Origin of the sequence: Candidatus Endomicrobiellum pyrsonymphae, from assembly GCF_020328025.1 — a bacterium.
Lineage (GTDB): Bacteria > Elusimicrobiota > Endomicrobiia > Endomicrobiales > Endomicrobiaceae > Endomicrobiellum > Endomicrobiellum pyrsonymphae.
The window spans coordinates 1-16,280 of sequence record NZ_JAIXMZ010000019.1 but is presented as its reverse complement, the minus strand read 5'-3'; the positions used below and the strand labels follow the sequence as shown (position 1 = coordinate 16,280).

The window sequence follows — 16,280 nt, the reverse complement described above, 5'->3', positions numbered from 1 at the left end:
GAAATGCGATGAAGAAAAAATAATCTGTCTGTTTGATGTAGCAATATGGCAAAAATGGCAGAATGCTTGAGGAAGGAATGATGGCGATGTTGAAAACAGATTTGTGGACGAGCAAGATGTTGCAATGCCAAGATACGACAGACAGCGCTAGATAAAATATATTTTCTGCTCGTTTGTTGATGAGGTAAAGTGCGATTAAAAGAAATTGTTGTAAATGGAAAAAAGTATTTTGGTTTTGAGTGGGAATTGTTTTACGGAGCTGATGAAGTCTAAATGTATAAAAAAACGACAATTGGCTAGAGGGCGTGTTCTGGGGTGTTCCAACAGAAAAAGAAAATAAAAGGAGATGAACAATTATGAAAAAATTATTAGCAATTGTAGCAACATCGTTTTTCTTTATAGGCAGTTGTCAGTATAGCGACAACAAGTGTGGGCAGAAGTTGAAATTAGATGTCGAAGATAGTTGTAAGACTTGTGAGACAGATAAGGTAAAATGTACGAAAGAATCAAAGGGTGCGAAAATAAAAAATGACAAGACTCACAAGTCGGCTAAACTATCGTCACTCAAAGGAAGCTCAATCACTTAATGTTGCAAGCCTGTCAGACTTTTTAAGGTACAAGACAGGACTTAAAAGCGCTATCGTGAGTCCGTCAGACGCAGAGAATATAACCGAAGACGCAGACGAACATTCAATAGATATAATGGTGACCGATCCCCTACCTCATGCGTAGCCGGTGGTTTTGTCGTTAGAAGATACCGTAATGCCACCGGCGGGCGATCCTGTGCTTTATTCTCAACCTGAGGCTGAGACACTTGTACCCGAGTTGCTTCAAGTAGAAATGCCATATATCCCGGAGCACGCGCCTCAAGTAAAAGAAGAGGGCAAGTTTCCCTTCTCTGTAGCATGCTCGTGACAAAAGAAAGGAAGTAAAAGACCCACTAAGGGAGAGCAGAATAAATACCATAGTAGATTCTATTAAAAGTTCGCTAGCGCCACGCTCCTAGAAAAAATGAATATACGGCAAGGCGCAGTTGTGTATTTTTGCGAAAGCCATAACGAAAGTGTTCAGGAGAGACAATATATTTGGAGTACAACAGATTTATTGCACAGATACGAAATGAAGTTTTTAAAAGCAACGATATCAATACCTTATTGGAAGATATTCATATCACTAAAAATTAGCGCCTTTAGGCAAACCGTCCTATAAATTTTACTTTTAGAGTTTAAATAACATTTTTTAGTTTGACTATGTAATAAAATTATGTATAATAAACACAATAGTTTTGTTGTGATTTGCAATAAGGACTTACAAATTGCTTACAAAATGGACAAAATCATATATAAAGTCAATGCACTCCGTTTTTAAAAAGCAGTTTGAAAAAATCAACTGCAAATGGGTATTTTGCGGGTGTAGTTCAGTGGTAGAACGTCTCGTTGCCAACGAGAAGGTCGTGGGTTCAAGTCCCATCGCCCGCTTTTCTATACAAAAGCAAAAATTCGTCTAAAACTTAAAGGTTGTATGTTTATAAGACGATAGACAGCTCAAATCGCAAACATTCCTGGAGTATCTAAAATGCTCTACAAAACGCCAATTCATTATTTGCAACTACTTTAAATTTCCTAAAATGCGCATTATGTTGTGATGTTCTGCAGTATCTGACGATGAAACTGATGTAACAACGCTTGAAGCAGTGTGATTTGTAAGAGGAGTAGTAGAAGCGTGTTTAGTAAGCGGATATATGAAAACTTTTGATTTTACACCGGAATTATTTAATATGAATGAGATATCAGACCGAGAGGCGCTAGACGTGTTGCTCAGCAGATTGTTTGTATTAAATGAGGCAGTTATTTACAAACAAAACAATAAGACGCTAAGTAATTATCTTCTAATGCTTTGATGAGAGATATTTGGATGATCAAAAACTATTAACAAATGCAATACGTAGTATTCTTTGTCGCTGCGTAGTGGTCATGTGTAGTGACTGAAGAAGTTTTGTTAAAATGGAGAAAAGAAGATGAGCAAATTTGAACTCAAAAACACTCTGCAGTGGCAAAATCTTGAAAAGAATTATAAAGAAGTTAAAAAAATTCATTTAAGAGATTTATTTAAAGGCGAGAACAGATTTAATGATTTTTCCATACACGATAATAATATAGGCATAACTTTTGATTATTCAAAAAATGTGATAACCTCGGATACTTTTAAATTTTTAATGGATTTTGCAAAAGCTGCAAATATAAACGAATATGCAAAAAAAATGTTTTCGGGTGAAAAAATAAATTGGACTGAAAAGAGAGCCGTTTTGCATATAGCTTTAAGGAATAGAAGCAATACCTCTATTTATGTTGACGGAAAAGATGTAATGTCTGAAATTAATGCAGTTCTTGCAAAGATGGAAAAATTTAGCAATGATTTAAGAAGTGGGAAATGGCGCGGCGTAACGGGTAAAAAAATTACAGATGTTGTAAATGTTGGTATAGGTGGGTCCGATTTGGGGTCAAGAATGGTTTGCGAAGCGTTGGAATACTATGCTGATGGTCCAAAGGTTTATTTTATATCTAATATCGATGGCGCGGATATATACGAAGTATTAAAAAAATTAAATCCTGAAACCACACTTTTCATAGTAGCTTCAAAAACTTTTACCACACTTGAGACAATTACTAATGCTTTAACTGCAAGAAATTGGCTTGCAGACAAATTTGGCGATAAAGCTGTTGCAAGTCACTTTGTTGCGCTTTCAACGAATACAAAAAAAGTTGTGGAATTTGGAATTGATGAAAAAAATATGTTTGAGTTTTGGGATTTTGTTGGAGGAAGATATTCATTGTGGTCTGCAATAGGTTTATCTATTGCTTGTTATGTTGGGTTTGATAAATTCCTTGAACTTTTAGATGGAGCTCATTACATAGACAATCATTTTTTAAACACTCCGTACGAAAAGAATATACCAATCATTATGGCTGTTTTAGGAATTTGGTATAACAATTTCTTCAATGCTTCAACTCACGCTGTTTTACCTTACAGTCAGTACTTGCGCAGGTTTCCTGCATATTTGCAGCAGTGCGACATGGAAAGCAATGGTAAAACTATAGACGTTGAAGGCAATAGAGTTGATTACGAGACAGGACCTATAATTTGGGGTGAACCGGGAACAAATGGGCAACATTCTTTTTATCAGCTTATTCATCAAGGAACAAAGTTTATCCCTTGTGATTTTATAGGTTTTGTAAATCCTCTTGAAAAAATTAGCGACCATCATGAAAAACTTATGGCAAATTATTTTGCTCAAACTGAAGCATTGGCTTTTGGTCTTACAAAAGAACAAGTAATTGAAAATCTTATGGCGGCAGGCTTATCGCATGCTAATATAGAAGCATTAGCTCCTTATAAGGCGTTTGAAGGCAACAGACCTACAAACAGCATATTAATCGATGAACTTACGCCTAGAACGCTAGGAGCATTGATTGCTCTTTACGAGCATAAAATATTTGTTCAAGGCATTATGTGGCGGATTAACAGCTTTGACCAATGGGGAGTTGAGCTTGGAAAGGTTTTGGCAAATATTATTTTGCCTGAACTTAAAGATAGGGCGGACAGTAAGCATGACAGCTCAACAAAAAATTTAATAAAGATTTTTAAGGCAAATCAAAAATAAATAAAGGTATATGAAAAAGTATATATTAGACTTAACTAACGCACAGTTTAAAACTGTAGCAAAATCTATAACAGATCAAGATTACAGAATTAACCAAATTATAGAGTGGGTTTATGTGAAAAAAGCATCCTCTTTTGCAGATTTTACAAATATATCTAAAGAATTAAGGGATACTCTAGATAAAAGATTTCTATTAAGAACTCTGAAAATAGTAAAAAAAGAAAAATCTATGATTGATGGTACGGTAAGATATGCCTTTCAAACTATAGATAAAAAGTATTTCTTCGCTGTTTTTCTTCCGGCAAAAGGTAAAAATTCAGTATGTATTTCGTCGCAAATTGGTTGTCCTGTGATGTGCGCTTTTTGTTCTTCAGGAAAAGTTAAACTTGCAAGAAACTTAAGCAGAGGGGAAATATTAGAGCAGATTCTGCAGATTGAAAACGATGCCAAAGAAAAAGTTTCTGGTGTTTTGTTTATGGGAATGGGTGAACCTACTCTTAATTTCAACAATATTACTTCTGTTTTAAATTCTCTTTTATCAAGCAAGGAATTTGGAATAGGCAAAAGACATATAACGCTATCAAGCGTTGGAGTTGCGCCTGCAATAAAAAAACTTGCGGATGATAATTTTGGTGTTCGTCTTGCTCTTTCTCTTCATGCCGTTGATGAAAAACAGAGAAAAAAATTAATTCCTAATAATTTCGGTTTTAAGATAGAAGATATTTTAAACGCAGGTAAATACTATCTCAAAAAGACAGGATCTCGTCTTACGATAGAGTATATTTTGGTTAAAGGGATAAATGATGTCGTTGCGGATGCCCACAAACTGACAAGATTGTTAAGACATCATGAACTTTTAAATCCTGATGTTCAGGTAAATCTTATACCTTTTAATCCTGTGGCAGACACTCAGTTTAAAACACCTGAGCAGGGAGCGGTGCAGAAGTTTAAAAACATATTGAAATTAAATGGAATTACTGTAAATATCAGACAGGCAAAGGGCGCAGATATTAGCGCTGCTTGCGGGCAGTTAGGATATTGAAATTGCCGGTTTTAAACCTTGGATTATATCAGAATATCCTTTTTTCAGTTAGTAGTTTACCAACTCGTAGTCTCTCGCGCCTAAACCTAACTCTTCAGCATATTTTAATTGTATCGTCGGATCGATTTTAGGATATATTTTTCTAAAGAAATTTTTTCCGTACGCTTTGTTTACTAAATCATAACTTGCCTGATCCACAGCGACTGGATCAACACCGGCAACAATTCCCACATCTTCCATAAGAGGTTTGTTTTCCGGCAAAGAAAAACAGTCGCAGTACTTACTTATATGATTTAAAAAGTTAATATACGAACTTTTTTTATTTTTTAAAACTCCAAAAGCATACTCAACTATTTTTTCCTGAACTGTCGATGGACATTCGCTCCATTTGAGACCAAACACCTTAAATATGCAATTTACTATACATTGTCCACAACCCGCGCATTTTTCTTTATCCATAACTACTTTTTTGTCAACAAGCAACAATGCCTGCTGGTAGCAATGTCTAACACAATTACCACAACCAATACAATGTTTGTTATTTATCGTAGGTTTTGACGAATGATGCATAGCATATTTTCCGGCTTTGCTGCCACAACCCATGCCTATATTTTTTAACGCTCCGCCAAAGCCTGTAATTTCATGTCCTTTAAAATGACTCATAAACATAAAACTATCAGCATTGTATATTTCCTGAGATATAGCAACCGTTTGAAAATGCTTTAAATTAACTTCTACATTTTTTTCTGCGTTGCCTCTTAACCCGTCGGCAATGATTATAGGACAACCGCACATATCAACTGTAAATCCGTGTTTATTTGCAATAAGGAGATGATGATACGCGTCAGATCTCTTACCTACGTAAATTGTACTTGCATCAGTCAAAAAAGGATAAGCTTTTTTTTCTCTGATAATTTTTACAACAGGCGCAACATATTTCGACTTAATATGACCTTCATTGTTTTCTTCTCCAAAATGTATTTTTATCGCTAAAAAACTTCTTGCTTTTACATGGTTGAATATTCTTGCAGTTTTTAAAAAACTATATAACTCGTCTTTTCTATCCCAAGGAAGAAAATATACTTTACTAGACATTTTATATACTCCAAAAATTATTTTCCGTATTTGCGAAGCTGCTTTAATGTAACTTCAAAATCTTTAGGCAATGACGATTCAAAAGTTTTTTCTTCATTTGTTCCTGGCAACGTTAAAGTTAAAGTCGCGGCATGAAGCGTAAGTCTTGAAATAAGAGGTTTTTCGTTTTCACCGACCTTAGTTTTATAATTTCGTTTTAGTGAGGATAACAATACAGGCTCGCTAATACCGTATTCGCTGTCTATTGCCAAAGGGTGTCCTAAACTCCAAAAATGTATTCTTATTTGATGTCTTCTGCTAGTAAGAGGTAGAGCTTGCACCAAAGTATAACTTTTAAAACGTTCTAAAACTTTAAAATTAGTTATTGATTCTTTACCTGTTATATCAATGGAAACATCTCTGCTTGAGATAAGAATAGGTTTACTTATTGAACCTTCATCATCTTCCACGGCACCCGACACTAAAACAATATATTTTTTGTGGACTTTTGAATTTTCAAATTGCATGCTTATGTCTCTATGAGCTTGCAGGGTTTTTGCAAAAATCAAAACGCCAGTAGCATCGCGGTCTATTCTATGAACTATCCATATTTTTTGATTCAACTGTTTTTTTAATATTTCAACAAGGGTTTTATTTTCGCATGTATGTTGATCTGGAATAATAGTAACGCCTGACGGCTTGTTTACAACTACAATATTTTCATCTTGGTAAATTATTTCAATTTGTTTTGTTGTCATTGTTTTACAAGCTCTTCAAATTCTTGTTCGTTAATAATTTTTATATTCAATTTTTTTGCTTTTTCAAGTCTTGAACCTGCATCTGCGCCCGCAAGCGCATAATCTATTTTTTTACTCACCGAAGAAGTAATCCTTCCACCAAAAGACTTTATAATCTCACCTGCTTGTTCTCTAGTATAATGTTCAAGTTTTCCTGTTAAAATAAATAATTGACCCTCAAAGAGAGCTCCGTATTGTTCTGACTCAGGTTCAGTCATATTTACACCAGCAGCAATCAAAGTATCTACAACATGTCGCACCGTCTTGTTGCCAAAGAACTTTTTTAAAGATAACGCTAAAACTTCGCCAATTTCAACTATCTCTGTAAATTCTTCGATACTTGCGCTAAATAAAACTTCTATATTTCTAAATCGTTTTGCAATAATTTCAGAACTTTTTTCACCTATATGACGGATACCTAAAGCAAACAATAATCTGCTTAAAGGCTGACGCTTACTTTTAACAATCGCTTTCACAAGATTATTGGCTTTTTTTTCTTTAAACAATTCAAGATCAATAAAATCGCTATAAGTTAAATTATAAATATCTGCAAGAGTTTTTATTTTGTTTCTTTCAAGCAGCTGATCTATTACAGCAGAACCAAAACCATCGATATCCATGGCATTTCTGCTCACAAAATGTATAAGATGTCTCCTAAACTGAGCAGGACATTCCGGGTTTATACATCTGTATGCGACTTCGCTTTCGCTTTCTTTAACAATTTCACTACCGCATGATTGGCAATTATGTGGAGGCTTAAAAAATCTTTCACTTTCTTTTTTTACAACTTTTACTATTTTCGGAATAACATCACCCGCGCGTTCTATTAAAACGATATCCCCTTCATTTACATTAAGACGCTCTATTTCTTCAAAATTATGAAGCGTCGCATGCGATATGGTGACTCCTGCAAGAGCAACAGGCTCTAAAATTGCCGATGGCGTTATTATGCCGGTACGTCCAACTTGCACTCGAATTTTATTTAATTGTGTCGTAGCCTGTTTTGCAGGAAATTTAAACGCTATTGCCCATCTCGGGCTTTTATTTGTATATCCAAGTTCATTCTGAAATGGCAAACTATTTACTTTAATTACAAGCCCATCGATTTCATACTGTAGCAAATCTCTTCTGCTCAACATAACGCGCATAAAATCTGATATTTCTTTTAAAGAATGACAAATTTTAAAATCATCCTGCAACACAAAGCCGCATTCTTTACAGAATTGCAAAAACTCTGATTGCTTCTGAAATTGTTTGCCTTCGATTTTACCAAATGAATGCACAAAAAAACTGAGTTTTCTTTCCGCGGTAATATGAGCGTCTTTTTGTCTTAAAGAACCGGAAGCGGCGTTTCTTGGGTTAGCAAACTTCTGTCCGTCTGCTTTAATTATATCTTCATTTAATTTTTCAAAATCCGTTTTGTCTATATAGACTTCGCCACGCAGTTCAAAAAATGCAGGAGGATTGTTTATTTTAAGTTTATGCGGAATACTTTGTATGGCTTTTATATTCTCCGTTATATTTTCACCGATTTCGCCATCGCCGCGCGTTGCGCCTATAATTAAAGCGCCATTCAAATAAGTTAAACTTGCGCTAACTCCATCAATTTTCGGCTCAACAGTAAATTCTACATTTTCATTCTTTAATCTTTTTTCAACTCTTTCATACCATTTTGCAGTTTCTTCCTGCGAATAAGTGTTGTCCAACGAAAGCATCGGCAATGAATGTTTCACCCGCTCAAAAGACGACGATACAACGCCCGATACTTTTTGTGTAGGTGAATTCAGAGACGCAAAAAGAGGATTTTCTAATTCGAGTTGTTCAAGTTCTTTTACAAGACTATCGTATTCACTGTCTGATATTTCGGGACTGTTCTTGTCATAGTAAAGATTGTTGTGACGGGCAAGTTCTTTTCTTAAATAGTTAATGCGGTTTTGGATATTTTCCATAATTATATAGCTTGTATAAACTCAATTTGCGGTGACTATGCTTACTTAAATTTATTTCCAGCCCTTATGACTTTGAGTTTATCCAAAATACCATTAACAAATTTACTTGAGTCTTCTGTAGAATATTTTTTAGAAATTTCCACAGCTTCATTTATTATAACGTTAATTGGAGTATCTGGAGTAGCCATAATCTCATAAATCGCAAGACGAATAATATTTCTATCAACGACCGCCATTCTTTTAAGTTCCCAATTTTTTGCATACTGTTGAATGAGGGCATCTATAGCATCTTTTTTATCACAAACACCTTTAAACAAATTTACGGCAAACTCTCTATAATCCTCAATTTTTGGTAAATTTTCACCAAAAAAATCACACACTGTTTCAACAGGTATCTTGCAACTGTCAGCCGTATAAAGCATTTGTAAAGAACACTCTCTAGATTCTCTTCGAGAACTCATATAATCATAGACCTCATCATCCTTTTCGTACCCGAAGATTTTACAAAAAATAAAGCATGGATTCAATTTCATATAAAATCCCACAACATAACGCGCATTTTAGGAATTTCAAAACAGAGTTGCAAATAATGGAGTAGCGTTTTGTAATTTAAAGATTTGTGTCCTCTTTGCGTGTTATACCAAAAAAGTAATCTTTTGATTTTCTTATTTGCTAAAGCACAATCATTTATGCAATCTTCATTCCTATTTAATACATACTATTTTTAAACTGTTTTAGTTTCATTACCCAGATTTTTTTGTTACTTGATTTCAATTAACTTGCATCTAGAAAAGTCTATTATGTTACGATATAGCAACATAATCAGAAATTAATTTGCTACAATACGAACAAAAGAAATGACATCTTATATTTGCACTAAGTTTCATAAAGATAACATTGTAAAACTTTGAAATAATTGGTGGGGCTAAAACGGTCAAATCAGGAGAAGCGTAGAAATACGCGTTATAAAAGAACCACAGATGGTTCATTGAAGAATTTTAAAAAGGCAATAAGTAGGCTGTAACGTTTAGTTTAGTGTTAGGCTGGTTGAGCAGTTGCGGGAAAGGGAGCGCGATAGCGCTATCGGAGCGACAACTCAAGAAAGGCAAGAAATTCCTAAAATAAACGTGCAAACATCACAATATTTGCAAATAGAAGATGCTGAAAAATCCGGGCAACTTCAGATATATAGTTTACACCAAAATGTTGTTCCTGTAAATTTTACAGAAACAGATTCAAAAGACATACAGGTAGAGAATATTTCTCCTTTAAACGATTGTACTGCAAACGTTGTAGAAGAAACGAGCACGTCCCCCCTTCTATGCTTGTTTCTGTCTGACTCTGCTACTTGTAAAGAAACGCTACATCTTTTCTATGGGTTTGTCAGATTTATTCTCTGTAAACATTGAATTTTATCAAATATTTCCTTCATGTCATCATAATAAGCTGACATAAATTCCCATAAATTTAGATGGTTTATAGTTTATAAATTAAAAAGCACAACTTAATGCAGCTGTAAGACCTGAAAAATCTAACTTGATGTCATCTGATATTGTTGTTTTTGGTGTAAATCTGTATCCTACATCAAGTCCCAATTTGTATCTCTTTGTAAGTACATATTCTGCTCCTACCGATAAATCCGACACAAAACAACACCCGATTTTGCTAGTATGTTTGTAATAATTCTTTTTGCCGTTCTCAATTACATAAGCGTGTGAGCCAAAAAAAGTCGCTCCATAACCTAAAAATAATTTTCCGTTCAAACTAAACTTTTCACTTATATTCCGATTGTAACTTACGCCAGCCATAGCAGGAATTAATCCTGAATGAAAATTACCGCCTATTTTTCTACCCAAAGGAGATGTTTGATCAATTTTATGAGAGCCTGAGCATACTAGAAACATTTTTGTACATACTTTAAAATTTTTACCAATGTCATAAAAAGTTTCTCCGCCTGCCATAACTGCGTTTTTATCTCCTGGTTTTATTCCATGACACTCTTCATTGGTATCTACTATAGAACCGTTTACATCCATGTCCGCCGTGGCATGACCAAAAAATACTGAGCAATCTCTATTAAACAATATGTCTGTTATACAATTAGCAAACGCATTCGTCGCAAAAAACGAAAAAATCAATACAGAAAACAAAACTCTTTTCATAATATCCCCCTATCCATCCCTTTTTGAATCAACTTAACCACTAATCACTCTCTCTCCTACAACAAACTACGATGGAGAGGGAGTGATTGGATTACTAATGCTAAAAAACTTCTTACTTATTACACACTTATTTTGAATTTTGTGCGTACACTACAGCGACAGCACCAGCAGCGGTACCAACAGGTCCACCAACCACAAATCTAACAGTTGCCCCACCAACAACTTCTCCAACCTTTCCTAGTTCTCTCAAAAAATCAGCGTGAGCATTGCCAACCATGCCGAATAGACTAAAACACAAAACAGCTCCAAAAATAAATCTTTTCATAAACCATACTTTTTGAGCCATTAGGCTCGATTATTTCACTCCGTGCTAGGAACAAAAATGTATTGCAAAATCACACTACAACGTCCATTTCTTCTTTTAGTCTTTAGTGGCATTGTTGTATATTTAATTAGAAGCTACAACAAACCCTGTTGTAAACTTTTGTGAAACCTTTTTGTATCTTTTTTAAAAAACGTTATATGTGATTTGTTGAATCTTGTGTTGATGTGAATCCAATAGTTATTCAAACTATCGGCGAGAAAAGAATATACAACTTTTTTTGTTTGACTGCCACTCGCAAGGGAATGCTACTTCTTTTTTATGGGTTTGTCAAATTTTTGCAGAATCTCGTATGAATTCTTTAATAAAAGAAAAGGCGCTTCCTTGCCTTTTCTTTTATTAATTATATTTTTTCGAAAGTCTCTATATAATACGTGTTTGAGATTTTTCATAATGTGTCAAGTTTTTAACTTGTATGTTAAAAATTAACACACTCTCATAAGTTTTTAATGTATAAGTCAACTATGCGGATACGATGTTGTTTAGACCTAATAATTCGCTGAATTTTACATATGTATCAGAAGTTAAAAATTTAATCTCAAGAGGGATCAAAATAGTGCTTAGTTGTAAGATGTTATTTTCAGAATTTGGTGAGATTGTTACCTCTCTTATCAAAAATTGAAGTTTTGATTTGGAAGATGTGAAAAAATAATAAATGAGAAACATCTCAAAATTTTATGAAACTGAAAAAATTATAATAACTTATCTATTTTAACGACAAGTTTATTAAATTCACTGTCTATACTGTTAATCCAATTTGTTGACCAAATACGATAAACTTCCCAACCTTTAGTTTCAAGAGTTTCTTGCCTCTGTGCATCACAAAATGCACGTCTATGACCTTTGTGATACATGGCTCCATCCATTTCTATTCCAAGAACAAAGCATTGTTTATTCTTAGAGTAAATACCAATATCTAAACGAAATCCAACATATTTCCTATGTCGCTGCAAGCTCTCTCTGTCGGGAACTCGCATTAACCAACCGACTTCGCAATATATTTTCACATCTTTATTGAGTCTTGCGCTATAATAAGAACAAAGTTTATCATATAGCTGTTGTGTTAATGGCGAATCTATTCTTAAAGCATTGTCTTTCAATAAGTCATCAACATACTGTTCATTTATTTCATATTTACTTTTTTCTATTATTGTACTCAAAAGTTTAGCGCTTCTTATTCTGTCTTTATCTTCATAAGCATCAGCAATGATTTTATTACAAGTTGACAACCAGTCACTTTTTGGATTTGCCATAAATATTTTAAGAGATTTTCGTTGTCTTGTAATTGACACATTCAATCTTCTATATGCGCCAGCGCTTACTTTAAAAAACCACATTGCCCCTATATTTTTATACTGATTAAGATAAATTATTGAATGATCATTCTCTATACCCTGACAATTTCTTACTGTTGAAATCAATAATTGGTCGCTTGGTAAATTGTTAAATAAATTTTTTGCTACTAAATAATCTTTAAATTCAAATAAAGTTTTTTTATTTGTGAATAGTAAACAAAAAGATGCTTGATGATTTATTGTAAGTTTATCTTCGATTTCTTTGGCTATAATTTTAAAATTTACTTCGTCATTGTCCCCAAGATTATCTTGTATACTGATAGGAACATCAGGAACATCGTTTTTGAGACCTGATTCGAAAATTGATTGAACTCCGTACTCTTTATAAATCGCATTTATTGAAGGTTCAAACAACATATTACTTTCAGAACGATAGTGTACCTGCAAATAATGTGTCGTTTCAGTTTGTAGCTCTATTGCTAGATCTAAAATACTTTTTTCATTGCTGATATCTTCATCTTCTGAAATGCTTTCAAAACCTACTGTTGCCAATGATGGCGGCGGCATTTGATGAGGGTCGCCTACTACTATGGTTCTTGCTGAACGATATATAGATGGCAAAGCTTGTCCGGGCAATAATTGAGAAGCCTCATCAAAAATTACATAATCAAATAAGTTTTTTTCGGCAAGAACATACTTTGCAACTTCTTTAGGTGTGGCAATAATTATCGGGAATGCAGATATCAATAATTTTGTATTTCTCTGCAATCTTTCTATAGGAGTGTTTCCCGGAATCCAATTAGAATCCGTTTTTATGTTTTTTCTTGCTTGTTCAGTATGTTCACATATATCTTTCAATCCTTTTAAAAAAATAGTTTTACGCCCATTTTTCAAATCCCTTTTATACTTAACAAAATAATCATATCCTATATTTTGTCGTGTCTTTATATCAGAAGTATTGAACTTTGCTTTAACCAAATCATTTGTTAATTTTTTCAAAAAATCACTATATGTAACGTTATCATTTTCTAAAAATTTATCAACTATCTGTTCATTGCTTTTTCCAAGCTCTTTTTTTATTGTATTAATAACTTTATTTTGAATGATGAATTTATCAAATGCATTTGAATCTTGAAAATTTAAAATATTTTTGATTCTTTCACGCCAATCAATAATACTTTCATCTTTATTGATTTTAAGAAAGTTTTTACAAAAAATTCTATTATTCATCAATAATGGTATAATTTCTAAAACTTTACCTTTGTCTATGCCTGAAACATTTGAGTCCACTAATATAGTGTTTGTGATATATTGCAACTCGTTCTTTAAATCTAAATCTTGCAAGTTTAATATTAGTCTTAACTTTTCAATAAAATCCGTTTTATCTTCCTGCGCATATAAATATTTAGCGTATTGTTTTATAATCGGGAACAAAACATTATTATTTTGCACATTTCTTACATTCATATTTATAAGACTTATTAACTCCGAGTGATGTCCGGCAAGACCTATATTTTCAGCTACAATACTATTATAATTAACAAAATCATTTTTAAGTTTTTTAAAAATTGTGTTAAGTTTATCTATGTTCTTTGTTGTTTGTATTTTATATTTATTTACAATATCATAGATAATTATAATCTTATTAAAGATATCAATTTTATCTGTTGTTGATTTGTTGTCTAGCGGATTGTATGCAGTTTTTCTAGTCCGCTCTTTATCGTAAAATATTAAAACATCTGTCAACTTCCACGTAGTTTCTTTCAATATTGCCAAAATACTTTCAAGCGTAGGCTTGTCATCAACAACAAATGCTTTGGTAGAAGTTATTTGACATTTATCTAATATTGCTGGTCTTGAATGGAATATTTTATACAATATGCTTTTCTCATTCCAATTGTTAACAGTTATTAATATCTCTTCTAAATATTTATACAAAACATCTTTATTGATAAAATAAGTTTGATTTATTATTGAGCCTTGTTTAAAAATTTTTGAATCGATAGTTCTGACGCAAATAGATAAAGCGTCTTCAAGGTTAAATTCTTTTAATTCTGTTTTAACAATTTCACTTGTTGCTTCTAACGCCTTGTTTATATCATTGCTGCATTCTTCTGTTTTTTCGCTATCCGTTAACAAAGAAATATCCAACTCTTGCAAAATTTCATTTTCCAACAAATCAATAGATTCAACGCTTTCAACATTTTCTATTTTATCGTAAGCAGCAATAGCTCTTTGGAAGTTTGGAAACAAATCATCTATTATACTTATATTATCTTGTTGAATTTTTTTGATATCAAAATAAGTATTGACAAGCGATATGTTCTTATAAGCTCCTAAAATATCAATTATTGAGCAGTCCTTTAATGCACGACATTTTAATTTTTCATTTGGAATTTTCAAAAAACAATCAATGATTTTAGAAACTTCGGAATGAACTTGTGGCAAAGCGATATCAGAATTTGTTTTTGATATAAAACGCAAAACATCAGTCGGATGATTATTACTTGAAAATAAATTACAAGTATCATTAAATGAATTTAATTCTGTAAATATCTTTCTTATATTTATTTTTTGCAAATCTCTGATAGGAACATAAGGAAAATCATCGACCTTAACGTTCTTCAAATAGTTAAACAACAATTCATCAAATCCTATCTCTTGCGTTTCTTCTACATTTTCATTTAAATCTTTATCCAAATTTGTATATGACAAATTGTATGGAGGTGCGTCTAGCAATTCGGTTTTTCTTTCATAAAATATCGGGAAATGTTTAGCTGAAATTCTATTATAAGATTCTTTTATAAATTTTTTAGTCCTTTGTTTTGAATTGCCTAGCATTAAAAAAAAGTCCGTTAATGATATATTGCTTGAATCAAACAAATCGCCACTTTTAACATCAAACAAGCTATGTTCAAATTTTTTTACCATCCTGTTAATGACTTCCAAAGCTTCTGTATTTTGGCTTACAAAAAGAATTTTTTTATTTCTTTTTGCTAACTCAAATAATAAGCTTACAATTAAGTGAGACTTTCCTGTTCCAGGAGGACCATAGACTACAGAAACATTATTATTCGTCTCTTTTTCAAGGGATAGTAACTGCATCAACACATTAGATTGCGAAGGGTCTAACTGATTTATTGTTATCATTTATTTTTCTTGAAATATGTCTTTCCAAGCGGGGTCAAGGTATTCTGTTTCAAACCCCGTTACGATCGATATAGATGAAAAAGTACAGTCGCATCGTATATCATCATGTAAGGGAATATTTAGATTGTTTAATGAATGCTGAATAGCAGCCAATTTTGTATTAAATTCCTCATCCATTGAGATAGCATCTCCGATTTGCCTTGATATCTCTTTTGTCAGTTTATAGGTATCTACCCAAAAGTTAATAAATCCGTTTTTATCAACTTTTATAATTTGTTTTTTTTCATCCATATGTTCACAAGGAAATAAAAAAAGAGGATAATGTCCTGTTTCGTCTCGCTCTTTGATTATAACCTTGCCAACAACAAAATAATGACATCTATCACCAAGAGTTCTGTAATTCACATCTGTCTTTTTTATCATTTGCATTAAATTAAACGATATCAATTTCTTTTTATCTCTATCTTGTACATTTTTCCACAATTGCTCTTTTTGTGCATTTTCAAATCGAAAAAGATTTGAAAAATCTTCATAAATTTTCAAAGGAGAATCAATTTGAGATATATGAATGGCTTTCATTGTTCCATTGTTACTAAAAACAAATCCATCCTCTTGCCCTGATCCTTGTGTTTTCTTCGCAAATATCTTTTTTACCTCATTATTATTTGCTTTATCTATAGAAATATCCTGGCACTTAGCAAAGTTACCATTTGCTAAGTGCCAGGATATTTCTATAGATAAAGCAAATAATAATGAGGTAAAAAAGAT

General features: G+C 32.8%; 12 protein-coding genes and 1 tRNA gene. 5 read left to right on the top strand and 8 right to left on the bottom strand.

Going from position 1 to position 16,280, the window contains the following annotated elements; translation table 11 throughout:
- The first annotated feature begins 356 nt into the window (after positions 1-356).
- The 4 genes from LE180_RS02860 (at position 357) to rlmN (ending at position 4,703) form a co-directional block, all read left to right on the top strand.
- Positions 357-587, top strand: coding sequence for a hypothetical protein (locus LE180_RS02860; RefSeq protein WP_374133976.1), 231 nt, complete (start codon positions 357-359; stop codon positions 585-587).
- An 819-nt stretch (positions 588-1,406) separates the two neighbouring features.
- A tRNA-Gly gene (locus tag LE180_RS02855) sits at positions 1,407-1,478 on the top strand.
- A gap of 539 nt (positions 1,479-2,017) precedes the next feature.
- Positions 2,018-3,661 (top strand): glucose-6-phosphate isomerase, encoded by a 1,644-nt coding sequence (gene pgi / locus LE180_RS02850; protein ID WP_374133975.1) that lies wholly within the window; start codon positions 2,018-2,020, stop codon positions 3,659-3,661.
- 10 nt (positions 3,662-3,671) lie between these two features.
- The gene (rlmN, locus tag LE180_RS02845) at positions 3,672-4,703 is read left to right on the top strand and encodes a 23S rRNA (adenine(2503)-C(2))-methyltransferase RlmN (protein WP_374133974.1); all 1,032 of its coding nucleotides are present in this window, start codon (positions 3,672-3,674) and stop codon (positions 4,701-4,703) included.
- Between the two features lie 48 nt (positions 4,704-4,751).
- Here the strand turns inward: rlmN and LE180_RS02840 are convergent, their stop codons facing one another.
- From LE180_RS02840 to nusB, 4 genes are read right to left on the bottom strand one after another with little or no spacing between them, the layout of a single operon-like run.
- Positions 4,752-5,798, bottom strand: a complete 1,047-nt coding sequence (locus LE180_RS02840; RefSeq protein WP_374133973.1) for a DUF362 domain-containing protein — start codon at positions 5,796-5,798, stop codon at positions 4,752-4,754.
- A 17-nt stretch (positions 5,799-5,815) separates the two neighbouring features.
- The gene (locus tag LE180_RS02835; RefSeq protein ID WP_374133972.1) at positions 5,816-6,535 is read right to left on the bottom strand and encodes an RluA family pseudouridine synthase; all 720 of its coding nucleotides are present in this window, start codon (positions 6,533-6,535) and stop codon (positions 5,816-5,818) included.
- On the bottom strand, positions 6,532-8,523 hold the full coding sequence (ligA, locus tag LE180_RS02830) for an NAD-dependent DNA ligase LigA (protein WP_374133971.1): 1,992 nt from the start codon (positions 8,521-8,523) through the stop codon (positions 6,532-6,534). The genes LE180_RS02835 and ligA overlap by 4 nt, the downstream gene beginning before the upstream one ends.
- Positions 8,524-8,564: 41 nt before the next feature.
- Positions 8,565-9,056, bottom strand: coding sequence for a transcription antitermination factor NusB (nusB, locus tag LE180_RS02825; protein ID WP_374133970.1), 492 nt, complete (start codon positions 9,054-9,056; stop codon positions 8,565-8,567).
- Positions 9,057-9,578: 522 nt separating this feature from the next.
- On the opposite strand from nusB, the gene LE180_RS02820 reads away from it, so the two are divergent.
- Entirely contained in the window at positions 9,579-9,932 is a 354-nt protein-coding gene (locus tag LE180_RS02820; protein ID WP_374133969.1) for a hypothetical protein, read from the top strand.
- An 81-nt stretch (positions 9,933-10,013) separates the two neighbouring features.
- Here LE180_RS02820 and LE180_RS02815 read toward each other — a convergent pair whose 3' ends face one another.
- From LE180_RS02815 to LE180_RS02800, 4 genes are all read right to left on the bottom strand, one after another.
- Positions 10,014-10,685, bottom strand: coding sequence for a hypothetical protein (locus LE180_RS02815; protein WP_374133968.1), 672 nt, complete (start codon positions 10,683-10,685; stop codon positions 10,014-10,016).
- A gap of 127 nt (positions 10,686-10,812) precedes the next feature.
- Positions 10,813-11,010 carry a hypothetical protein gene (locus tag LE180_RS02810; protein WP_374133967.1) on the bottom strand — a complete coding sequence of 66 codons (198 nt, stop codon included), beginning with the start codon at positions 11,008-11,010 and terminating at the stop codon, positions 10,813-10,815.
- Between the two features lie 749 nt (positions 11,011-11,759).
- Positions 11,760-15,512: an AAA domain-containing protein gene (locus tag LE180_RS02805; RefSeq protein WP_374133966.1), complete on the bottom strand. Its 3,753-nt coding sequence runs from the start codon at positions 15,510-15,512 to the stop codon at positions 11,760-11,762.
- On the bottom strand, positions 15,513-16,280 hold a 768-nt coding region (locus LE180_RS02800; RefSeq protein ID WP_374133965.1), incomplete at its 5' end, for a hypothetical protein.

Excerpts from the sequence above, each read along its gene's own strand:
- LE180_RS02860 (WP_374133976.1), top strand. The coding sequence starts at position 357 with ATGAAAAAATTATTAGCAATTGTAGCAACATCGTTTTTCTTTATAGGC.
- pgi (WP_374133975.1), top strand. The coding sequence starts at position 2,018 with ATGAGCAAATTTGAACTCAAAAACACTCTGCAGTGGCAAAATCTTGAA.
- rlmN (WP_374133974.1), top strand. The coding sequence starts at position 3,672 with ATGAAAAAGTATATATTAGACTTAACTAACGCACAGTTTAAAACTGTA.
- LE180_RS02840 (WP_374133973.1), bottom strand. The coding sequence starts at position 5,798 with ATGTCTAGTAAAGTATATTTTCTTCCTTGGGATAGAAAAGACGAGTTA.
- LE180_RS02835 (WP_374133972.1), bottom strand. The coding sequence starts at position 6,535 with ATGACAACAAAACAAATTGAAATAATTTACCAAGATGAAAATATTGTA.
- ligA (WP_374133971.1), bottom strand. The coding sequence starts at position 8,523 with ATGGAAAATATCCAAAACCGCATTAACTATTTAAGAAAAGAACTTGCC.
- nusB (WP_374133970.1), bottom strand. The coding sequence starts at position 9,056 with ATGAAATTGAATCCATGCTTTATTTTTTGTAAAATCTTCGGGTACGAA.
- LE180_RS02815 (WP_374133968.1), bottom strand. The coding sequence starts at position 10,685 with ATGAAAAGAGTTTTGTTTTCTGTATTGATTTTTTCGTTTTTTGCGACG.
- LE180_RS02810 (WP_374133967.1), bottom strand. The coding sequence starts at position 11,010 with ATGAAAAGATTTATTTTTGGAGCTGTTTTGTGTTTTAGTCTATTCGGC.
- LE180_RS02805 (WP_374133966.1), bottom strand. The coding sequence starts at position 15,512 with ATGATAACAATAAATCAGTTAGACCCTTCGCAATCTAATGTGTTGATG.